This is a genomic window from Marinomonas sp. ef1 (genome assembly GCF_002806845.1).
In the GTDB taxonomy this organism is placed as follows: Bacteria; Pseudomonadota; Gammaproteobacteria; order Pseudomonadales; family Marinomonadaceae; genus Marinomonas; species Marinomonas polaris.
In genome coordinates this window covers 66,710-88,488 of sequence record NZ_NHTT01000011.1, presented here as the reverse complement: position 1 = coordinate 88,488, position 21,779 = coordinate 66,710, and the positions used below count along the sequence as shown (strand labels likewise).

General features: G+C 43.1%; 16 protein-coding genes. 8 read left to right on the top strand and 8 right to left on the bottom strand.

Annotated elements, in window-relative coordinates; all coding sequences use genetic code 11:
• Positions 1–2: 2 nt before the first annotated feature.
• On the bottom strand, positions 3–1,457 hold the full coding sequence (locus CCS02_RS15835; protein ID WP_072840264.1) for a circularly permuted type 2 ATP-grasp protein: 1,455 nt from the start codon (positions 1,455–1,457) through the stop codon (positions 3–5).
• 332 nt (positions 1,458–1,789) lie between these two features.
• On the opposite strand from CCS02_RS15835, the gene CCS02_RS15830 reads away from it, so the two are divergent.
• The 4 genes from CCS02_RS15830 (at position 1,790) to CCS02_RS15815 (ending at position 8,167) form a co-directional block, all read left to right on the top strand.
• The gene (locus tag CCS02_RS15830; protein WP_100637077.1) at positions 1,790–2,983 is read left to right on the top strand and encodes an FAD-dependent monooxygenase; all 1,194 of its coding nucleotides are present in this window, start codon (positions 1,790–1,792) and stop codon (positions 2,981–2,983) included.
• A 197-nt stretch (positions 2,984–3,180) separates the two neighbouring features.
• Positions 3,181–5,520 (top strand): glucose/quinate/shikimate family membrane-bound PQQ-dependent dehydrogenase, encoded by a 2,340-nt coding sequence (locus CCS02_RS15825; RefSeq protein WP_100637076.1) that lies wholly within the window; start codon positions 3,181–3,183, stop codon positions 5,518–5,520.
• A 310-nt stretch (positions 5,521–5,830) separates the two neighbouring features.
• Complete coding sequence (locus CCS02_RS15820; RefSeq protein ID WP_072840267.1) at positions 5,831–7,144, top strand: Na+/H+ antiporter NhaC family protein; 1,314 nt, start codon at positions 5,831–5,833, stop codon at positions 7,142–7,144.
• A 132-nt stretch (positions 7,145–7,276) separates the two neighbouring features.
• The gene (locus tag CCS02_RS15815; protein ID WP_072840268.1) at positions 7,277–8,167 is read left to right on the top strand and encodes a DMT family transporter; all 891 of its coding nucleotides are present in this window, start codon (positions 7,277–7,279) and stop codon (positions 8,165–8,167) included.
• Here CCS02_RS15815 and CCS02_RS15810 read toward each other — a convergent pair whose 3' ends face one another.
• Positions 8,168–8,746, bottom strand: a complete 579-nt coding sequence (locus CCS02_RS15810; protein WP_100637075.1) for a TetR/AcrR family transcriptional regulator — start codon at positions 8,744–8,746, stop codon at positions 8,168–8,170. It lies immediately after the preceding gene.
• Between the two features lie 93 nt (positions 8,747–8,839).
• On the opposite strand from CCS02_RS15810, the gene CCS02_RS15805 reads away from it, so the two are divergent.
• Together CCS02_RS15805 and CCS02_RS15800 are read left to right on the top strand one after the other, a co-directional pair.
• Positions 8,840–10,033 (top strand): efflux RND transporter periplasmic adaptor subunit, encoded by a 1,194-nt coding sequence (locus tag CCS02_RS15805; RefSeq protein ID WP_100637074.1) that lies wholly within the window; start codon positions 8,840–8,842, stop codon positions 10,031–10,033.
• Positions 10,034–10,036: 3 nt separating this feature from the next.
• Positions 10,037–13,165: an efflux RND transporter permease subunit gene (locus CCS02_RS15800; RefSeq protein ID WP_100637073.1), complete on the top strand. Its 3,129-nt coding sequence runs from the start codon at positions 10,037–10,039 to the stop codon at positions 13,163–13,165.
• An 81-nt stretch (positions 13,166–13,246) separates the two neighbouring features.
• Here CCS02_RS15800 and phnE (CCS02_RS15795) read toward each other — a convergent pair whose 3' ends face one another.
• From phnE (CCS02_RS15795) to CCS02_RS15770, 6 genes are all read right to left on the bottom strand, one after another.
• Positions 13,247–14,044 carry a phosphonate ABC transporter, permease protein PhnE gene (phnE, locus tag CCS02_RS15795; RefSeq protein WP_072840276.1) on the bottom strand — a complete coding sequence of 266 codons (798 nt, stop codon included), beginning with the start codon at positions 14,042–14,044 and terminating at the stop codon, positions 13,247–13,249.
• Between the two features lie 22 nt (positions 14,045–14,066).
• Positions 14,067–14,861, bottom strand: a complete 795-nt coding sequence (gene phnE, locus CCS02_RS15790) for a phosphonate ABC transporter, permease protein PhnE (RefSeq protein ID WP_072840277.1) — start codon at positions 14,859–14,861, stop codon at positions 14,067–14,069.
• Positions 14,849–15,634 (bottom strand): phosphonate ABC transporter ATP-binding protein, encoded by a 786-nt coding sequence (phnC, locus tag CCS02_RS15785; RefSeq protein ID WP_072840278.1) that lies wholly within the window; start codon positions 15,632–15,634, stop codon positions 14,849–14,851. The genes phnE (CCS02_RS15790) and phnC overlap by 13 nt, the downstream gene beginning before the upstream one ends.
• Positions 15,635–15,739: 105 nt before the next feature.
• Positions 15,740–16,783 carry a phosphate/phosphite/phosphonate ABC transporter substrate-binding protein gene (phnD, locus tag CCS02_RS15780; RefSeq protein WP_100637072.1) on the bottom strand — a complete coding sequence of 348 codons (1,044 nt, stop codon included), beginning with the start codon at positions 16,781–16,783 and terminating at the stop codon, positions 15,740–15,742.
• Positions 16,784–17,002: 219 nt separating this feature from the next.
• Positions 17,003–18,370, bottom strand: a complete 1,368-nt coding sequence (locus CCS02_RS15775; protein ID WP_100637071.1) for a sigma-54-dependent transcriptional regulator — start codon at positions 18,368–18,370, stop codon at positions 17,003–17,005.
• Positions 18,371–20,263: an ATP-binding protein gene (locus CCS02_RS15770; RefSeq protein ID WP_072840281.1), complete on the bottom strand. Its 1,893-nt coding sequence runs from the start codon at positions 20,261–20,263 to the stop codon at positions 18,371–18,373.
• A gap of 249 nt (positions 20,264–20,512) precedes the next feature.
• Between CCS02_RS15770 and CCS02_RS15765 the strand changes: the two genes are divergently transcribed.
• Both CCS02_RS15765 and CCS02_RS15760 read left to right on the top strand, forming a co-directional pair.
• A complete protein-coding gene (locus CCS02_RS15765; RefSeq protein WP_100637070.1) occupies positions 20,513–21,088 on the top strand; it encodes a nitroreductase family protein in 576 nt (191 codons plus the stop codon).
• Positions 21,066–21,776, top strand: coding sequence for a 4'-phosphopantetheinyl transferase family protein (locus CCS02_RS15760; RefSeq protein WP_072840283.1), 711 nt, complete (start codon positions 21,066–21,068; stop codon positions 21,774–21,776). Before CCS02_RS15765 ends, CCS02_RS15760 begins: the two co-directional genes overlap by 23 nt.
• The last annotated feature ends 3 nt before the right edge of the window (positions 21,777–21,779 follow it).

Genomic DNA, 21,779 nt, shown 5'->3' with positions numbered 1-21,779 from the left:
GGTTACTGCCCCTTTGTTTCAACAATCCAAGTGTCTTTACTACCACCACCTTGTGACGAATTAACGACCAAGGAACCTTTTTTCATGGCAACGCGAGTTAGGCCGCCAGTGGTGACGTAGGTTTCCTTAGCTTGCAAGATAAATGGACGAAGGTCTAGGTGACGAGGTTCTAAGACACCTTTGGATATAAGCGTTGGTGCGGTGGATAATTTCAACGTTGGTTGAGCAATGTAATTACGCGGATTTTTAGTAATTAACTCGGCAAACAGTGCTTGTTCTTTCTTCGTTGAATGAGGCCCGACTAGCATACCGTAACCGCCAGATTCGTTGGCCGGTTTAACAACCAGTTTGTCTAGGTTGGCGAGTACGTAGGCGCGTTGCTCTGGGTCATCGCACAAGAAGGTTTCGACGTTGTTAAGGATCGGCTCTTCGTTCAAGTAATAACGAATGATGTCTGGGACATAAGCGTAAACCACTTTGTCATCGGCAACACCTGCACCCGGCGCATTTGCTAGTGCGACATTACCTGCTCGCCATGCGCGCATTAGACCAGCAACACCTAGGACTGATTCAGGATCAAACGCTTCTGGGTCGATGAATAAATCGTCAATGCGACGATAGATTACATCTACGCGCTCTGGACCATCAATAGTTTTCATGTAAACGCAGTCGTCGTTGTCGACAAATAGATCGCTGCCTTCAACTAGTTCAGCACCCATTTGTTGTGCCAAGAAGGCGTGTTCAAAATAGGCGGAGTTATAAATACCCGGTGTTAACACTACGATCTCAGGGTTTTCTATATCTCTTGGCGACAAAGAGGCCAAGGTGTCAAACAATTGCGAGGTGTAAGAATCGATTGGTAAGATTGATTCGTTTTCAAACAGTTCTGGAAGAACTCGCTTAGTAATGGCGCGGTTTTCCAACATGTAAGACACACCAGAAGGTACGCGTAAGTTATCTTCTAAAACAAAGAAGTCGCCATTTTCATCTCGTACTAGATCGGTACCACAAATATGCGCCCATACGCCGTAGGCTGGTGATACGCCAACGCATTCTGGTCTAAAATTTTTGGAATCTTTGATGATATGTTCTGGGATGATGCCGTCTTTGATGACGTTTTGGTCGTGGTAGAGATCGTTGATGAAAAGGTTAAGAGCGGTTAGACGTTGTTTTAATCCTGCTTCAGCTATTTTCCAGTCTGAGGCTTCTATGGTTCTAGGGACAATATCGAAGGGCCATGCTCTGTCTATATTGCCTTCCTCTGTGTAGACCGTGAAGCTGATGCCCATTTCTTGTATCGTTGCTTCTGCGGTGAGGCGCCTCTTTTCTAGTTCGTCTTCTGAAAGACTGTCCAAATATCCCAAGAGTTGTTTTGCCGGAGATCTTGGGGCGCCTTTGTCATCTATTAACTCGTCAAAAAAATCAGATGACTGATAATGGCTCGTTAGTTTTTCCATGTATACCTCGTTCTCTTTATCAAGCCGGAGGTGGGTGCCTTAAACTTGCACACATTTGTGGGCTTTTTTTGTGCATCCGCCCCACATTGGGGAGACTTCTTTACTTTGTAAGGTGGAACCTAGCCATATCATTACCTTGATTTACTAGGCTATGCATAGTGTTTTCGCACTACTGAGAGAATAAAGCAAGGATCGAGCCATAGTATTTGTAAAGTTTTTTTACATTTTTTGTTCCATGATAAGTGACATAGGTCGGTTTTATTTAGGCCGGAATTCGCTACTATGGCGCCTTTAATTATTGCAAAAGCATCGCTAACAAAGAGGAAAGATGAGTGGGGCAAGTTAATTGTGTTGTGATTGCTGGTGCAGGTATTGGCGGTTTGTGCGCTGCGCTAGCGTTGGCTAAGCAAGGTGTTCGAGTGGTAGTGTGTGAGCAAGCTGCGAGCCTTGGTGAAGTTGGCGCAGGCCTGCAAATAAGCCCTAATGCTTTAAAAGTATTGCGACAGCTTGGCTTGGAAGCTGAACTGAGCGGGTTGGCTTTTGTTCCCCAATACGCCGCGATTCGAGATTATAAAAGCGGTGAGTACTACCTTAAATCCTCTTTGGGCGAGCAAGCTGAAGTTCGCTATGGTGCGCCTTATTGGCATCTGCATCGTGCGGATTTGCATCAGGTTTTAGCTGCAGCCTGTGCACAAGTTGGTGTTGAGATGGTGTTAAACGCAGTGGTTACTGACTATCGCGAAAACACTGAGCTCAAGCAAGTCTGTTTATTGCTCGAAGATGGTCGTGAATTTAGTGCAGATTTGTTGATCGGTGCGGACGGCATTCGCTCAAAAGTACGCGAGCAAATGTTAGGGCAAGAGCGTCCAAATTTTATGGGGCAAGTAGCATGGCGTGGCGTTATTCCTGTCAATGATCTGACTGTTGATGTTAAACCTGATGCTTGTGTTTGGGCTGGTCCTGGTCGGCATTTCGTGAGTTATTATTTGCGTGGTGGCGACTACGTGAACTTCGTAGCTGTGGAAGAGCGCAGCGATTGGCGGTCTGAGTCATGGCGTGAAGAAGGTGATGTCGAAGAGTTAAAGCGCGCTTTTGCAGATTGGCACCCTGAAGTTAGTGAGTTAATCAAGTCTGCGAGCAGTACGTTTTTATGGGCGTTAAATGGCCGCGATGAACTGCCTACCTGGCACAAAGGTCGAGTGGTTTTGTTGGGTGATGCTTGTCATCCCATGTTGCCTTTCATGGCGCAAGGTGCCGCGATGGCGATTGAAGACGGATATATTTTAGCTAAGTGTTTGTCTAATTATGCCTTGAGTGATGCTTTGCTTAAATATGAGCAAGTGCGTAAACCTCGTGCTACTAAAATTCAGCTAATGTCGAAAGCCAATGCTGGCTTATATCACATGCACGGTGGTGTATTCGGCAGAATGAAATTAAAAGCACTTCAAGCTGCTGGGCGCTTTGCTCCTAGTGTTATCCAGTCTAAATTAGATGCAGTGTATGGCCATGATGTGACTAAGAATTGAGCATTGACATGGGTATTGCTTTATAAATATGTAAGAAAAAAGTCTATTTTGTCATTTTATACTCTACACTTTTCCTTTGAGCTGTAATCATCTATGGTAAATAGGTGGTGTGATGGCTGTTCTGCGGTCGTTTTACTTCTTTACTCCTAGATTAAATGAATTAAACAAACGAATTAAACTCGAAGGGATTGTGTCATATGATTGTTCTCTCGGTACTGTTTTTAGTCATTGGTTTGGCTTTGCTGTTGGGTGGTGGCTGGCTAGTGTCACTTGATGGCAGCCTCTACTATGTTGTTGCTGGCGTTGCCTTTATCGCTGTCGCTTTGTTGTTAAGAAAGCGCAATAAAATCGCCAACCTTATTTATGCTCTTTTATTGATTGGAACCTTAATCTGGTCGATTATGGAGTCGGGCTTAAGCTGGTGGCCTCTCGCAACGCGAATGGGGCTTTTCTTAATCCTCGCCGTTCCTCTTCTTTTATTGGCTTTATTTAAGCGCCGCAGTGGTGGACGTTTGTTATTGCCAGTTTGGGTAGCAACCGCTTTAGTTACTATTTCTCCTTTGTTTATGACGTCACCTACGACTGTTGAAGGTAAAATGACACGGTCAGTGACCATGTCTGATGCCGATACTGGTGATGTTAATCAGGGTGAGTGGAACGCTTACGGACGTAGTAATTTAGGTCAGCGATTCTCGCCATTGGCTCAAATTACACCGGATAATGCCGATCAGCTTCAAGTTGCTTGGCAGTATCAAACAGGCGATAAAAAAGGCCCGAAAGATGTGGGGGAAACAACTTACGAAGCAACGCCTTTGAAGCTCGGTAATGCTCTTTATGTCTGTACTCCACATAACTGGGTTGTGGCATTAGATGCGGATACCGGTGAAGAGCAATGGGTTTATGATGCGAAAGTGCCTGCAGAAAGTCAGCGTCAGCACCAGACCTGTCGAGGTGTGTCTTATTTACCTCCTTCCAATGGAACACCGCTTCCACCTATTCAAAAAGAGTCGGCTCCGGCGGAAAGCTTAACCAGTATGCAGTGTGATGCTCAGTTGTTCTTACCAACGTCTGATGCTCGTTTAGTAGCTATAGATCCAACAACGGGTGCCCGTTGTGCTAACTTTGCGGATAATGGCGAATTGGACTTAATGCACAACATGCCGTTTAAGCAGTCTGGTTATTATTATTCTACGTCGCCGCCATTAGTGGCTGGTGGCGTGGTCATTGTCTCTGGGTCAGTGAATGATAACTACGATGTGAATTCGCCTTCCGGCGTGATTCGCGCTTACGATGTAAAAACGGGTGAGTTGAAATGGAACTGGGATTCCGGCCATCCAGACGACACAACGCCTATAGGTCCAGACGAAACTTACGCGACAAGTTCACCAAATAGTTGGTCGGTTGCCAGTGCTGATGAAAAGCTTGGCTTGGCGTATTTTCCTATGGGGAATCGTACACCGGATCAGTTAGGTATGTATCGTACTCCTGCGGAAGAAAAGTATGCGACTTCGGTTGTGGCTTTGAGCCTCGAAACTGGTCAGGTCGCTTGGGTGCAGCAGTTTGTTCATCATGATTTATGGGATATGGACACGCCAGCGCAACCTGCTTTGTTGGATTTAGATACGCCAACAGGTAAACAGCCTGCTTTGGTGGTCCCAACCAAACAAGGTGATGTGTACGTGTTAAATAGAAAAACAGGTGAGCCTATTTTTCCTATTACCGAAGAACTTGCGCCACAGGGTACGATTCCTGGTGACTATGCGGCGAAAACTCAACCAACTTCTGCTTTTTCCTTTAAGCCTGCTAAGTTAACGGAAGCAGATATGTGGGGCGCGACACCATTGGATCAACTAATGTGTCGAATTCAATTTAAGCAATTACGCTATGAAGGTCGCTACACACCACCATCAGAGCAAGGCTCTATTGTTTATCCTGGGAACTTCGGGGTATTCAACTGGGGTAGCATTGCTGTCGATCCAAAACGCCAACAAATGTTTGGTATGCCTTTGTATCTTGCTTTTACTTCTACTCTGGTGCCACGAGAAGGTGCAGATTTGACTAACGCCAATAAAGGCGAGCAGGGTGTTAATTCTAATGAAGGTGCTGAGTATGCGGTGCAGTTGAAGCCTTTCTTATCTCCTTTAGGTGTTCCTTGTCAGCAACCACCATGGGGTTATGTGGCTGGTGCCGATCTTAAAACAGGCAAAACCGTTTGGAAGCATAAAAACGGCACTATTGAAGATATGACACCATTTAAATTGCCAATAAAAATGGGCATGCCAGGTATTGGTGGTCCAGTGATTACGGATGGCGGTGTTGTTTTCATGGCCGCGTCTGTTGATAACTATTTGCGAGCTTACGACATGTCTACTGGTGAAGAGTTGTGGAAAGGTCGTTTGCCTGCAGGTGGTCAAGCCACACCAATGACTTACTTAAATAGTAAAGGTGAGCAAATGGTCGTTCAGGTAGCAGGTGGACATGGTTCCATTGGTACAACCATCGGCGATTATGTGGTTGCTTATAAACTTAAAAAGTAACTTTCTTTACAGTCCTCTTTATCTATTAGCTGTTTTATAGAGAGCTGTCTTTAATAAGTTACAACAAAGCTCAGTATTGAAGTTGCCAGATTGTGGTAGCTTTAATAGCTGGGTTTTTTATTGGCCTAACATCGTTTATATCTATTTTGTATAATGATTAGACTTATGTGTATTTTTTGTTATAACGTTTTGTGGCAACGACATCGCGATTTATTATTGGTTCTATGTATTACTTTTTACTATCATTCGGGCCTTTCTTCCCTAAAACCACAAGTTGCAGGGTTAACTCAATCTGGAATCCTCAGACGATATGACTTCTAAATCTCCTTTGGCATTGTTGCCATTGTTACTTTTCCTTGTTCTTTTTGTTGGCAGTGGCCTTTGGTATCAGTCCGAAGGTGTGGACTTTGCCTTCTATCAGATCTCTGCCCCTGTTGCTATTTTGCCTGCTATTGCCTTGGCAATTTTATTAGGCAAAGGACATTTTAATAAGCGCATCGAAACCTTTATTGAGGGCGTGGGTGATAACACTATCGTCACCATGGTATTGATTTATTTGCTGGCTGGTGCTTTTGCTAGTGTGGCTAAAAGTGTTGGTGGTGTTGATGCGACCGTTAACTTTGGCCTGAGTGTGGTGCCAGCTTCGCTTTTATTGCCAGGTTTATTTGTTATTACTGCATTTGTTGCTACTTCCATGGGAACGTCGATGGGAACTATTGCAGCCATTGCTCCGATCGCTATTGGCGTTGCTGAAGCCGCGGATTTATCTTTGTTGTTGACAGTTGGTACCGTCATTGGTGGTGCTATGTTTGGCGATAATTTATCGATTATTTCTGACACCACAATTGCCGCGACACGAACTCAGGGTTGTGACATGCGTGATAAATTCCGCATGAACTTCAAAATTGCTTTGCCTGCGGCATTGGTTACTTTAGTTTGGTTGTTTTTCCAGAGCAGCGATGCGCACATTACAGATATTAAAGACTATGAGCTGATTCGCGTTTTGCCTTACGTTGTCGTCTTGGGCTTGGCTGTCGCTGGTGTTAACGTAATGCTAGTGTTGTTCAGCGGTATTGTTTTAGCGGGTGTGATTGGTTTGACTATGCAGCCTGATTACTCGGTGGCGTCTTGGTCTTCTGATATTTATGCTGGTTACACAGGGATGCAGGAAATTTTGATTCTTTCTTTGTTGATCGGTGGCCTTGCTGCACTAATGAAAGCTCAAGGTGGTCTGGAGTGGCTGGTTGGTGCTATCGAACGTATTAGTAAAGCGTTGGGTGCAAAAGCGGGATCAACGCGCGCGGGCGAGTTGAGTATCAGCGCTGCAGTAGCCTTAACTAATTTATGTACTGCTAATAACACGGTGTCTATTTTAATTAATGGCTCTGTCGCAAAAAATATTGCTGAACGCTACAATGTTGATCCGAAGCGCAGTGCCAGCTTGTTAGATATTTTCTCATGTGTGGTACAGGGTGTATTGCCATATGGTGCGCAAATTTTATTGGCGTCTTCTTTGGCTAAAGTGTCGCCATTAGAGCTTGTGGGTTATGTTCAGTATAGCTGGATGTTGGCTGTTGCTGCTTTGATTTCTATTTTTATTGCTTGGCCAAAAGGTGCGAAGTAGGCCTTAACAGAAGCAAATTATTCATAGAAAAGCCTGCCCTTTTAGTAGCTAATCACTAGGAGCGCAGGCTTGTTGCTCCCTAGTTTAATGTTTTGAACTTTATTTAGTAAGCTTTTTTAATAAGGACTATTCTTGAAGCAAGGATCACATTTAAAGGCCGAACTGATACTGGTGTTTGTTACTGTTCTGGCAGGCTTCGGTTGGATTTTTTCAAAAGAAGCGCTAGCAGGATTACCTCCACTTTTTTTTATGGGCGTGCGTTTTATTGTTGCTGGCTTTGTATTGTTTCTTGCAGGGCAAAAGTATTTTCGCGGTTTAGATTGGCAAAACGTTAAGCAAGCGAGTTTGGTTGGTTTGGTAATGGGCATCACCATGATGTTTTGGGTAACTGGATTGGATCAAGGCTCAAACTTAGGGGTGGGAGCTTTTATCACTAGTCTTGGTGTTGTACTCGTTCCAGTGGTTGCTCGTTTTCTATTTGGTGCTAGGCCGCCGTTAAGTATTTGGATTGCTTTACCTATTGCGGTTGTTGGTTTGGGCTTTTTAGCGTTGAACGATGGGCTGAATTTTGAGTTTTCGCACTTGTATTTTTTGGGGGCCGCTTTAGGCTCAGCATTCCAATTAAACTTATTATCTCGCTTTTCAATGCGCATGCATGCTCTAGTATTAACTGCCATTCAATTGAGTGTAGCTGGGTGTTTTTTACTTTTCCTTTCTCTGTTAACAGAAACGCTTCCGCACAGTATTAGTATTGCAGTGGCTGGATGGTTTTTAGTTAGTACTTTGGTGGCAAGTAGTTTACGTTTCCTATTACAAACCTATGGGATGAGTTTGACTCCAGTGAGTCATGCCGCAGTGATTATGAACCTGGAGCCAGTTTGGACGGCTATTTTTGCTGTTTTTTGGTTTAGTGAGACCATGGCTTCAGGTCAAGTCTTTGGCTGTTTTTTGATTTTTATTGCTATGTTAGTGAGCCGCTGGTCTCAAATTAGGGCGATTTTCAAACCAGTTAAATCTTTTTGATTAAATTACATCAGGCAAAATAGTGTCTAATGTTTGTCTATAAATTTGGTGCATTTCTTTAGTAAAGGGCCTCGTTTGAAAATCCCAGCGAACGAGTAATCCTTCTGTTAAAGTGACCAGCATTTCAATACGGGCAATGGCTTCCCTTTCTGTAATAGTCGGATAGCGTGACATTAGAATAACGACAGCGCGATTTTGTAATCGAATATGAGATTCTTTGTAGATTTTGGCGATAACTGGATTACGTGTTGCTTCCGCTTGAATCTCAGTATGCATTATTCTCATATTATGAGTTTCTTGATTTTCTTCAGAAAAGTGTCGCTCTAGCCAGTCTTTTTTATCTAAAAAAGACGCCATAAACTGTAATCTTTTTTGTGTAAGCTGTTCAACTAATGCACAAATAATGTCATCTTTATGGGCATAGTAGCGGTAAATTTGGCCGACACTCAACCCTGCCGTTTTTGCAATCTCACTCATACTTGCCTTATGAAAGCCTTTAATAAGAACGTGTTGTTCTGTGGCATCAATAATGCATTGTTTTCGTAGATCGCTTTTACATGGTAATTTAATAGTTCTCATTTATTTGCACGATTTGTCATATATTAGGTAGATTGCTTATATTATAGTGCCTGTGAATGATCATTCTCAATATTTCGAAAGGAAGTCTCCTCAATGTTGTCTAAATTTAAATATGCTTCAAGTGCGTTACTTGTTTTGTTGCTGGTTGGCTGTCAGGAGGAGGCCCCTAAGTCAGCGGCTGCACCATCAGCCCCTCCTAAAGCAGAAGTAGGTGTTGTCACTATTGAGCCTCAAAAAACAGACTTGATGACTGAGCTGCCAGGTCGAACTACTTCTAGTTTGGTCGCTGAAATTCGTCCTCAAGTTGGCGGAATAGTTAAGAAGCGCTTTTTTGAGGAAGGTCAGGATGTAAAAACTGGCGATTTACTTTATGAATTGGATGATTCAACTTATGTTTCTTCTTATAAACAAGCGCAAGCTGATTTAGAGTCTGCGAATGCTAGCCTTAAGTCTGCGCAACTGAAAAATGAACGTTACACTCAATTGCGTAAACAGAATAACGTTTCTCAGCAAGATCTTGATGACGCGCATGTTGCTTATTTAGAAGCAATTGCTAAGCAAAAAGGTTCTGAAGCTGCGTTGGAAAACACCAAAATTAATCTAGGTTATACCAAGATTAAATCACCGATAGATGGTCGAATTGGTATTTCTCAAGTTACTGTTGGTGCATTGGTGACAGGTAGCCAAGCAACAGTGATGACAACAGTTCGCTCTTTAGATCCTATCTTTGTCGATTTAGCACAAACCAGTTTAGATCAGCTTAAGCAACGAAATTTCTTATCTCAAGATGACGTTGTAAAAGGTTCTAATAACGTGTCTTTGATACTTGAGGACGGCACTAAATACCAATATGAAGGTAACTTAAAAGCGCGAGAAGTTAGTGTTAATGAATCTACTGGCAGTGTGACTTTGCGCGCAGAATTTCCAAATCCAGATAATCTTTTGCTACCAGGTATGTTTGTACGTGGTTTGATTCATGAGTTAACTCATAATGCGGCTCTTTTAGTGCCACAGCAGGGTGTTTCTCGCGACGTGAAAGGTAATCCTATCGCTTTAGTTGTTAATCAAAATAATGTAATTGAAAGCCGCATTTTAACAGTTGAACGTGCTATTGGTAATCAGTGGTTGGTGCTTTCAGGTGTTAAGGCTGGTGAAAAAGTGATTGTTGAAGGTTCCTTGAAAGTGAAAGCGGGGGCTGAGGTGGTACCAGTTGAAATGACAAGAGACCCTAAAAGCGGCGCTATTGTTGCAAAGAATGCTAATGCATCTTCGGCTCAAGGGAATTAATTTATGCTAGCTCATTTTTTTATAAATCGTCCGGTTTTTGCGTGGGTGATTTCTATCGCCATCATGCTAGCTGGTTTGGCATCGATATTGAATTTGCCAATATCCCAATATCCTAATGTGGCGCCGCCTACTATCAGTATTTCTGCTACGTATTCTGGTGCTTCTGCTGAAACGGTTGAGAACAGCGTTACGCAAATATTAGAGCAACAACTGACTGGTTTAGACGGCTTGTTGTATTTCTCATCATCAAGTAGTTCAAGTGGTCGTACTAGCATCAATGTAACCTTCGAACAGGGTACGGATGCTGATATTGCGCAAGTGCAGGTTCAAAATAAGATTCAACAAATTACCTCTAATTTACCTGAATCAGTACAGAGAAATGGCGTGACTGTTAGAAAGTCGAATTCTGATTTCTTAATGGTTGCGGCTATTTATGATGAAACGGATACGGATACTGCAAACGATATTTCCGACTTTCTCGTTTCTAGTGTGCAAGACCCTGTTTCTCGCGTTGATGGGGTAGGTAGTATTCAGGTGTTTGGCGCAGAGTACGCTATGCGTATATGGTTGGATCCATTGAAGCTTGCGTCATATAAATTAATGCCTTCTAACGTATCTTCTGCTATCAATGCTCAAAATACCCAAGTGGCAGCAGGTAGCTTAGGTGCTTACCCAATAATAAAGGGTCAAGAGTTGAATGTGACGGTAACTGCTCAGTCTAAATTACAGACAGCAGAGCAGTTTAGAGACATTATCTTGGCGTATGATGATAGCGGAGCCACGGTTCGTTTGAGCGATGTGGCGAAGGTTGAGTTGGGTAGTGAGTCTTACGGGTACATTCCACGTTTGAATGGTCACCCAGCCTCAGGCATGGCTGTTATGCTAGCTCCTGGAGCTAATGCGCTATCAACATCTGAAGCCGTTAAGAAAGTATTGAATGGACTATCTTCAACCCTACCTGATGGCTATAAACTATCCTTCCCTGTAGATAATACCGCTTTTATACGCATATCAATCGAAGAGGTAGTGAAAACCCTTTTTGAAGCCATCGTCTTGGTTGTTATCGTTATGTTCATCTTTTTGCAGAATTGGCGCGCAACGTTAATTCCTGCGATTGCTGTTCCTGTTGTGCTTTTGGGTACGTTTGGTGTACTGGAGATATTTGGCTTCTCGATAAATACCTTAACCATGTTTGGTGTTGTGCTGTCCATTGGCCTGCTAGTAGATGATGCTATCGTAGTGGTGGAAAACGTAGAACGGGTTATGGAAGAAGATAAGTTGTCTCCAAAAGAGGCAACAATCAAATCCATGAAAGAAATTACCAGCGCCTTAGTGGGTATTGCGGTTGTTTTGTCAGCGGTGTTTTTACCAATGGCTTTCTTCAGTGGTTCAACAGGGGTTATTTACCGTCAATTTTCTATTACCATCGTAGCGTCTATGACCTTGTCTGTAATCGTTGCATTGACATTAACTCCAGCGCTTTGTGCGACCCTGCTAAAAGCGAATCATGGTGGTAATAATAAAGGCTTGGGTGGTTGGTTTAACCGTAATTTCGATCGCGCTACGGATAAATATTTTGGTAGTGTTAGTAGCATTATTAAGAAACCGATTCGTTGGATGCTAGGCTATGGTGTTATTGTTGCTGGTCTAGCTGGTTTGATGGTCACATTGCCGTCAGGCTTCTTGCCAACAGAAGATCAAGGCCGAGTGATGGTTATGGTGTCTCTGCCTGAAGGTGCTGCTATGTCACGCACTGACAAGGTAATGCGTGACGTAGAAAGCTATTTCATGAATCAAGAAAAAGATAATGTTGAAGATATTTTTACCATTTCAGGTTTTAACTTCATGGGTAGCGGGCAAAATGCTGGTATGGCGTTTGTTGCTTTAAAAGACTGGAGCGAGCGTGTTGGTCCTGCTAATAGCGCTAGTGCGATTGTTGGTCGTTCATATGGTGCTTTTGCGGGAATTCGTGATGCGAGAATTTTTTCTTTGATACCGCCATCTATTCAAGGTCTGGGTCAGAGTAATGGCTTTACTTTTCAGCTTCAAGCATCAGGGAATACAGATCGTGCAACGTTACTCGAAATGCGTAATGCCTTGCTGCAAAATGCCAATACAAGTCAGTTGCTAACTGGGGTTCGTTTAGGCTCGGATTCAGAAGCTCCACAATTACATATCGATATAGACCAAGAAAAAGCGTCAGCTTTGGGCTTGTCTATGTCAGATATCAGCTCGACTTTGAGCAGTGCTTGGGCAGGATCTTATATTAATGACTTTATCGACCGTGGCCGCGTTAAAACGGTTTATATGCAAGGCGAAGCTCAATATCGCTCTTCTCCTGAAGATCTACAACATTGGTATGTGCGCGGTAATGATAATACGATGACGCCATTTTCTGCTTTTGCTAAGAGTGAATGGACGTATGGACCGAAAAGCTTAACTCGTTTTAATGGCTTGGCTTCTTATGAGATTCAGGGTTCTGGTGCCCCAGGTGTAAGTTCTGGGGCTGCCATGGATGAATTACAAAATATAGCTGATGCTTTGCCGGGCGGTGTTACTGGCTCTTGGAGTGGTTTGTCGTATCAAGAACGCCTCTCAAGTGGTCAAACACAGATCCTTTATGCAATTTCTATTTTGGTGGTGTTCTTATGTTTGGCTGCCTTGTATGAAAGCTGGACTGTGCCGTTTTCTGTTATCTTGGTTATTCCTCTTGGGGTAATTGGTTCGGCGGCGGCGGCTCATTTGCGCGGCCTAGAAAATGATGTCTATTTCCAAGTAGCCTTGTTGACAACTATTGGTCTTTCGTCAAAAAATGCGATCTTGATCGTTGAGTTTGCAGAAGCGGCGTACCGTCGAGGGCTGAACGTATGGGATGCCGCCGCCCAAGCCGCTCGTTTGCGTTTACGTCCGATTATCATGACGTCTATGGCATTTATGGTGGGTACATTACCGTTGGCACTTTCTTCTGGTGCTGGTGCAAACAGCCGAATCTCAATTGGTTCAGGTATTGTGGGTGGTACATTAACCGCTACGGTATTGGCAATTTTCTTCGTGCCTTTATTCTTTGTAATCGTACGTCGTATTTTCCCTAAGCGTCCTGAGGCTTTATCTAGTAACGAAAACGCTGAGTAATTCGTTAAAAGGTTATGAATGAAAAAGGAGCCAATTTAGGCTCCTTTTTTATGATAAAAATACTGAGATTAGATAATGAATTTAGATTAAGCGTTTACGAATATTCACTACGACAATTTCAGCCAAGATAACGATGATAAAAATAGCTAATAGGGACATAGCAACACGATCCCATTGGAATAAATTCATCGAATCATCAAGTACCACGCCGATGCCACCAGCCCCCACCAAGCCTAATACTGCAGATTCTCGGACATTAATGTCCCAACGGAACAAGACGATACTAAAGAAAGCAGGTAGCACCTGAGGCCAATAGCCTTTCAGCAGAATAGACATCCAAGACGCGCCAGTCGCTTTTAGTGCCTCAATAGAACCCATATTCACTTCTTCGATCGCCTCGCCAAGTAGCTTGCCGACAAAGCCGATAGAGCGGAAGGCAATCGCTAATACGCCGGCGATTACGCCTGGGCCAAAGATGGAGACAAAAAGTAATGCCCAAACCAGTGAGTTTACCGAGCGAGAAGACACTAGGAAAAATCGAGATATCCAATGGCACCAAGCTGAATTAACAATGTTGCTGGCATTCATTAATGCTAACGGAATCGCAAAAATCAATGTAATGAGCGTACCTAACGTGGCGATGTTTAGCGTCTCAACCATAGCGTCGTGTACGGCAACAGGATAGTACGCGAAATCAATGGGCCACATCCGGGAAAACATGTCTGCCATTTGTTCTGGTGCATCCAGTAAGAACTCAGGGATGACTTCGACGGATTGAATGGATTGTACAAACGCTATAACGAGAACAAGGTAAACAGCATAACGAGATAGCTTTTGTTTTAGCGTAAAGCGCTGCCAGTGATGATCTATTGTGTTCATAAAAATAGGCTCCTAGGTCAAACTAGCGAAAAATGCTTCGAACGATGTTTGATAGAAACTCACCAAACATGATTAGAGCGATAATGATGATTAGGATGGCCGCGACAAAATCGTAATCAAAGCGCTGGAACGCAGAGAATAATGTACCGCCTAAACCGCCCGCGCCGACAATCCCCACCATGGTGGAATTACGCAAGTTAGAATCGAGCTGATATGTGGAGAAGCCAATAAAGCGAGAAAACACCTGCGGCATAACGGAAAATAAAATGATGCTAGTAAAGCCAGCGCCAGTGGCGCGGATTGCTTCGACTTGCTTAAGAGAAATTTCCTCTATGGCTTCAGCAAAGAGTTTGGCTATAAAGCCAACCGATGCGACAACTAGAGTTAAAATCCCTGCCAAAGCACCAAATCCCACACTCTTAACAAACAAGATCGCAATGATCACAGGGTGAAAAGTACGACAAAGTGCGATAAGTGTTCGTACAGGTGTACTGATCCAGTTTGGCATCATGTTACGAGCTGCGAATAGTCCTAGAAACAATGAGATAAAAATTCCGCAAATACTTGAAATAACTGCAATTTCAAGACTTTCAATTAGTCCGCTCATTAGCAAAGACCAACGACTAAAGTTAGGCGGAACCATGCGACCTAATAGGTTGCTGGCGTGCCCTAAGCCTTCGTTAAAACGTTCCCAACTTAGACCCATAGCGTTAAAAGAATAAGCCACATAGCAGATGATTAGCAGCCAAATAGCAGTAACAAACCAATTCTGTTTAAATGGATTTTCTCTATTTTGTGAAGAATTTATACTAGCCATGATTCACCTCCATAAATTTGTTTTAGGTGCTCGTCGGTAATGCCTTCTGGTGGGCCGTCGTAAACCACAACCCCATTGCTCATGCCGATCATCCGTTTAGCAAAACGACTGGCCAGTTTTACGTCATGAATATTGACCAAAGCTGGAATGTTCTTTTCTGCAGAGAAGCGTTCAAGCAGCTCCATGATTTCCACAGCAGTTTTTGGATCGAGAGAAGAGGTTGGTTCGTCAGCCAATAGAATTCTAGGATTTTGCATCACAGCTCTGGCGATACCCACACGCTGACGTTGACCACCAGAAAGGCTATCGGCGCGTTTCTTAGCGTGTTCGGTCAAGCCCACGGCGTCTAATAATTCAAACGCAGTATTAATGTCTTCTTGGCTGAATTTTCTGCGCCAAGCCTGCCATGCTGACATATAACCTAGACGACCCGTTAAGACGTTTTCAATAACGGTTAAGCGTTCGACAAGGTTGTATTCTTGGAACACCATACCGACTTGACGGCGAAGCTTGCGTAGTTGAGCCCCTTTGGCTAAGCAAAGATCAGCATCATCAAATAAAATCTGCCCATCCGTAGGATCAATTAAACGGTTGATACAACGTAGTAAGGTACTTTTACCCGTTCCAGAAGGCCCTATGATGGCGATGATGCCTGGTTCTGTGATGTTAATGTCTATCCCTTTTAAAATAGGATTTCCTGCGGTGTATTCTTTTTTTAAATTTCGAATTTCTAGAAAGTTTGAACGCTCAGCTGTGTTTTGAGTGACAGACATGATGATTTCCTACAGGCGAAGAGGTCCAACAACCTGATAGTTCAGGCTGTTGGTCTTTATTAAAGTAAGTCTTTTAAAATGAATTAAACGATTAGGGATATCCGCTTATTGGCTTTTACTGGCGGCTTCTTTTTTGCGTTTGTCTGCTGCAGCTTTAGCAGCATCCGCTTCGGCTAGCTGTTTAAGCCCAGCTTTGGTGTAAGCAGTACCTGATGAGTGAGCAATATCACGGATGATTTGCCAATCTTCTTTGTATGTGATTGGGAAGAAGCGATCAGCTCCGCCAAAGGTTTTTTGCATTTCTGGTGGAAAACGGAAAGTGAAGAAGGCTTTTTTAATCTTTTCAACCAACTCAGGATTGAGATCATAAGCGTAGCCAAAGGACGAGGTTGGGAAGCGAGGGCTAGTATAAATGATACGGAAATCATCTTTGCTCACGCGTTTCGCATCAACCATGCGCTTGAAAACATCTGAGGCAACTGGCGCTGCATCATAGTCACCAGATAGAACACCCATTACCGATTGATCGTGCTTACCTGAGTATTTCACTTCATAGTCTTTATCGGGTGTTAAACCCAATGCTGGGAAAATAGCGCGAGGCGCTAAGTTACCTGAGTTTGATGACGCAGATGTATGAGCAACGACTTTGCCTTTTAAGTCTGCCATTTTAGTAATGCTGCTATCTTTGCGAACTATGGTAATTAGGTTGTAACCTTGAAATTCTTCTTCTGTACCCTTTACGGCGATTGGTACTAAACCACCTAAGTTAACAGCATAGCCAGTAGGTCCTGTGGAGAAGCCAGCAATGTGTAATCGGCCAGAACGCAGAGCTTCGACTTCTGCCGCATTAGAGTGAACTGTGTAATACACCACTTTTTTGCCAGTGACTTCACTGAGGTATTTTTGGAAATCACTGAATGCGTCTTTGTAAACCGCTGGATCTTCTACCGGAGTGTAGGTAAAGACTAGGGTACTTGGATCACGCCATTGGCTTGAATCTTTTGGTAGGTCAGCGACTAAGTCGTAGTTTTCGTCACAGAATTTATCGTCCAGAACGCCACGGTAGCTGCAATCATCGGCTAGGGCGGTGCTGGCACCTAATAGTAATGAACTAGAGAGCACTAAACCTGTTAATAATTTAATAGGCATTATTGTTTTCCTCGTGATGTATTTTTTATTGTTATCACCGGTCGGGAGGTTCCGTTGTCGGAGATGAGTCAATCCAACACTTATGAAGGATTGACTGATATAGAGCAAGGCTGATGCCAATAGTGATAAATCTTTTAAAAACAGATGGTTAATGGTTTTTTCTATGGGTTTCTTGTGTTTTTTGGGACGCTTTAGTCTCATGTGAAAATATAAAATGGGTCATTCTTGTCCTTCATCTTCTAATGCCTTAAATTGCTGTTTGTCTAGTTGGTGCTTTTTCATTTTTCGATACAAGGTCTTGCGTGACATATCCAGTAGCTCGGCGGCTTCATTTAATAGGCCGTTGGTGGCTCTTAGTCCTTCTTCAATGATGTGACGCTCGAATTGATCCATGCGTTCTTCATAGCTACCATTTATGTCGTCTTCGCGCTTAATCGACGCGAGGGAATTTTCGCTAATGCCAAGTACAAATCGATCCGCTGAATTTTTTAGCTCTCGAACGTTGCCTGGCCATTGATGCTGGATCAAATAATCTAAATATGAAGGTGTGATGCTGGGTAACTCTCTAGAAAAATGCTCAGAGGCTTTTCGTGCGTAGTGATGAAACAGGGGCAGAATATCTTCTGGCCGATCTCTGAGTGGTGGAATGGTCAGGCTAGCAACGTTCAGTCGATAGAATAAGTCTTTACGAAATTTTCCTTCATCGCCTAGTTGAGCAAGGTTATCTTTACTAGCCGCAATAACCGTGAGTTCGACGGGAATTGGCATAGTGCTGCCAACTCGTTCAATGGTTCTGTCTTGTAGCACGCGCAATAGTTTTATTTGTACCGGCAGTGGCATGGTTTCTATTTCATCTAAAAATAGCGTGCCGCCATTGGCCGCTTCAATCTTGCCGATATGACGTTTATTGGCGCCAGTAAAAGAGCCTGCTTCATGGCCAAAAAGCTCACTTTCAATCAGGCTTTCGCTGATGCCGCCACAGTTAATGGCAATGAATCGGCCTTTGTTGCGTAGGCTGAATTGATGCAGAGCTCTGGCAACCACGTCTTTGCCACAGCCTGTTTCGCCATAAATAATGGTGTCAACGTTTGCTTGTGCTAAAGAGGATATATGTTGGCGAATGTTCTTTATGGCAGCCGATTCGCCAATGATAAAGGCTTCTAAGCCTGTTTGTTGAGCTAGGTTTTGTTTTAGTTTTCGGTTTTCTAAAACCAGTTGTCTTTTTTCAGCGGCGCGTTGCAGTTGGTTGATCAGTTGAGCAGGTTGTAAGGGTTTTTCTAGAAAGTCGTATGCGCCTTCTTTCATCGCTTCGATAGCCATAGGTATGTCGCCATGGCCGCTCATTAATATGACGGGCAATTCATTGTCTAATTGTTGCAGGCGAGCCAGTAAATTCATTCCATCCATTTTGGGCATTCTGACATCACTAAGTACCACCGCTGCGCTATTTTTATCGAGTAAGGCGATGGCTTTGTCCGCTCTGCTATGGCTTTCTATTTGAAAACCTTCGAGTTCGAGCATTTCGGTTAATGCTTCAATGATGGTTTGATCATCGTCGATAATGACTATTTTTATTGTATTAAGCATTTATTTTTCTGCCTTTTTTAATTCTAAGGTAAAGCGGCTGCCTGCTTCTGGTGTCGATGACACTCTAATTTGGCCGCCAAAATCTTGAACTATGTTGTAACTAATGGATAAGCCTAGACCGAGTCCTTGACCGACTTCTTTTTGAGTAAAAAACGGGTCGAAAATTTGTTCTAATTGGCTTTCTTCAATACCGATTCCTGTATCACTGACATCAATCATTATCTTGTCGTCGAGTTCATAGACTTTGATGGACAGCTGTTTTACTGGCGCACTTGATAAGGCATCAACAGCGTTGCTAATAAGGTTCACCATGACTTGCTCTAGGCGAATCGGTTCAGCGAGCACATAAAATGACGCTGAGTTTGTCTGATAATCAAGCGTACAATGCTGGTCGATGATCTGGCTAGACATTAGTTCGATAGCATCTTGAACAACGGCGTCTAAGCAAACAGGCGTCAGTTCTGTGCCGGCAACGCGAGCGAAGGCTTTGAGGTGTTTGGTAATTCGCGTGATCTTCGTGAGAAGCAGACCAATTTTATCTAAGCTATTTTGCGCTTTATCCACTTGGTCTTTTTCCATATGTCGCCCAGCAGTGTGCAAATGACTGGCAATAGCGGTCAAAGGTTGGTTTATTTCATGGGTGATTCCAACGCCAAGCTGCCCTAGTGCAGCGAGTTTTCCTGCTTGGACTAATTCGTTTTGCGCGGCTTTTAATTGCGCTTCAGCGGCGACTCTTTCTTCTATTTCAGCGGCGAGAGCTTGATTGGTTTTCTCTACTTCTATCGCCGTTTGCTGGAAGTATTGTAAGTCTCTAGCCATGCTAGAGACTTCGTCATGGCCGACAATACGTATTTTTGTGTCTAGTTGAGAGCTGGCGATGGCACGCATGTTTCTTTGCAGCTCGATGATGCGTTGTAATACATTGCGGCGTACGTAAAACCAAGAAATAGCACAAGCAACACTTAGGCTGATGAGGGACAACAATAGAATATTACGAATACTATTGTTGATGGATTTGATGGCGCCTTCAAGGGAGCCACGAATACTGGTATTGGTATAGTTCGTATATTGATTGATTTGTGCTGCTAACTGTTGAATGTGCTGCTGGCTGTTTTCTAAAAGAAAACTCTGTTGATAGAGCAAGTCCAGCTCTTCGTTCTTGAGTTGGAACAGCTCGCCTTGTCGAGAGCTCATGGTGAGTAAATCGAGCAATGATTGGCGTAATGGCAGTGGTACTTGTGGTAATAAGGTAAGGTATTGGGCAATCTCTGAACCTAACTTTTCAAGTCGTAAAAATGTATAGTCTAATTCATTAAAAGAGGCATCATTGCTGACTTTTTCAATTAAGCCTGAAAAATAATACAGCCGACTAATGACCTGCTCTAATTCAGCTGAACGATCCAATTGATCCACTTGAAAAATGAGATCCTGAAATAAAGGGAAAATTAGCAATGACTGTGTAGCCAGTTCGCTTCTTATTACCTCACGGCGTTCAACGCTTTGATTCAATAGTGTCAGGCTGTTTTGAATTTGTGTAATTAGCTCAAGAAAATATCGGTTGTAGTCCGGCAGATTGCGCATGAGAGAATCCATATCACTGATGGCGGCACTCAGCTCGTTCATGGTTTTTTCTCTGGAAATGGAAGCGTCACTGGTAACGAGTAGTGGTGCCGTGGCGACAATTTGACGACTTTTATCGTTTAGTCGAGCGGCTGCATCTAAACCTGGAATGTCCTGATATTTGAGTAGAAGAAGACGATCACTAAGCTGTAAATAAGTGTTTGTCGCCAAACCGCTTGCAACAATCGTGATAGAAGATATCAACACAAAGGCTAAAAACAGCCTGCCGCCAATACCAATATTGCGAAGCCAAAAAAGCGTAGGAATGCCCATTAATTTATATCCTATTATTTTTATAATTGAATAACCTAATGAAAGATTGATGCCAACTTTAAGGCCTTATAATCGCTAGGTTTTAGCCTATATTGAGGACAAAAATGTCCCATCACAAGCTTTTACTATCTTTTGTTACCATCTTAAGTTTTTAGGAATCAATCTCATCTTAGCGTGTTATTATTAGCGTGTTTTATGACATCTAACTTTGCATGACTTGATATGCTTTATAGAAGGAACAAATAGAAAATGGATGCTATTGATGCATTGATGACGCGTCGTTCTTATTCACGGGGCAGTCTTTTACAACCGGCACCAAATAGAGCTGAATTAGCGCAAATTTTACAGACTGCGATGACGGTTCCTGATCATGGTAATTTAAAACCTTGGCGATTCGTGGTGATCCAGGGACAAGGTATGAGAGATCTGGAGGGCTTGCTTCGTTCCATTTACGATGGCGAAGTGGAAAATGAAGAGTATTTCCAGCGTTTTATTGAAGAGATCATTAATACGCCAATGATGATTTGTGTCTATTCCGCTATAAATCAAGACACGAGTGTTTCGGTATTGGATCAACAGTTGGCAGGAGCCGCCGCCTGCGAACACATATTATTAGCTGCTCACGCAATGGGGTTTGGTGGGATTTGGCATAGCCAAGAAACGGATGATGCTTTGCGTCAAATGTTGCAAATGGGTGAGGAAGACCAAGTGCTTGGGGTTATTTCCTTAGGTACGCCAAAGCGTACTTCTCTGGCTAAACGAAAATCCTTTGTGGATTATACTTTTGAATGGAATCAAGAGGATGGATTACAACCTTGGAAGTAGCGTGGTATTGACGATCGCATTTAGTAAAAAAGCTTTTCCTATAGATTGCACTCTTGATGACAGTGAAAAAAAACGTGCCTCAATGTTTCGATTTGAACACCTACGTGAGCAATATATTTTTGCGCATGCTTTTAAACGACGGATTTTGAGCCATTACTTTCCATTTAGAAAAGCATCTGAATGGTATTTCGCTCAAACGTCATCTGGTAAGCCTTTTATAAAAGAAGGCATTGCCTTTAATCTTAGTCACAGTACCAGCTCAGTTGCGGTTGCTCTTGTCGAATCTACTGATAAAAGTGCTGTTGGTGTGGATATCGAGTGTTTTCGGGAAATGGATGATCTTGAGTCAATGATTGAGATGGTCTGTCATTCAGATGAGATACAGCAACTTGATAGATGTCATGATCGAAGCAAAGGTTTCTTTAAGCTTTGGACTGCGAAAGAAGCACTACTAAAAGCGTGTGGAAGTGGTTTGATAGATGATTTGAATCATATTAATTGCCTGCCTAGCTTACTGAGTGATCAGGTTTATCCATTGAATTGGCAAGGCAATCAGTATTGTCTGCAAAGTATTTCTTTTGATTGGGGCGTGATTACTGCTGCGTGGTCTACAGATCTGCCTGTGTCGGATATTAGACTGGATAATTGGGCTTCTGGAGTGCCTGTATCTGAGGCTTTTTGCATTTAGTTA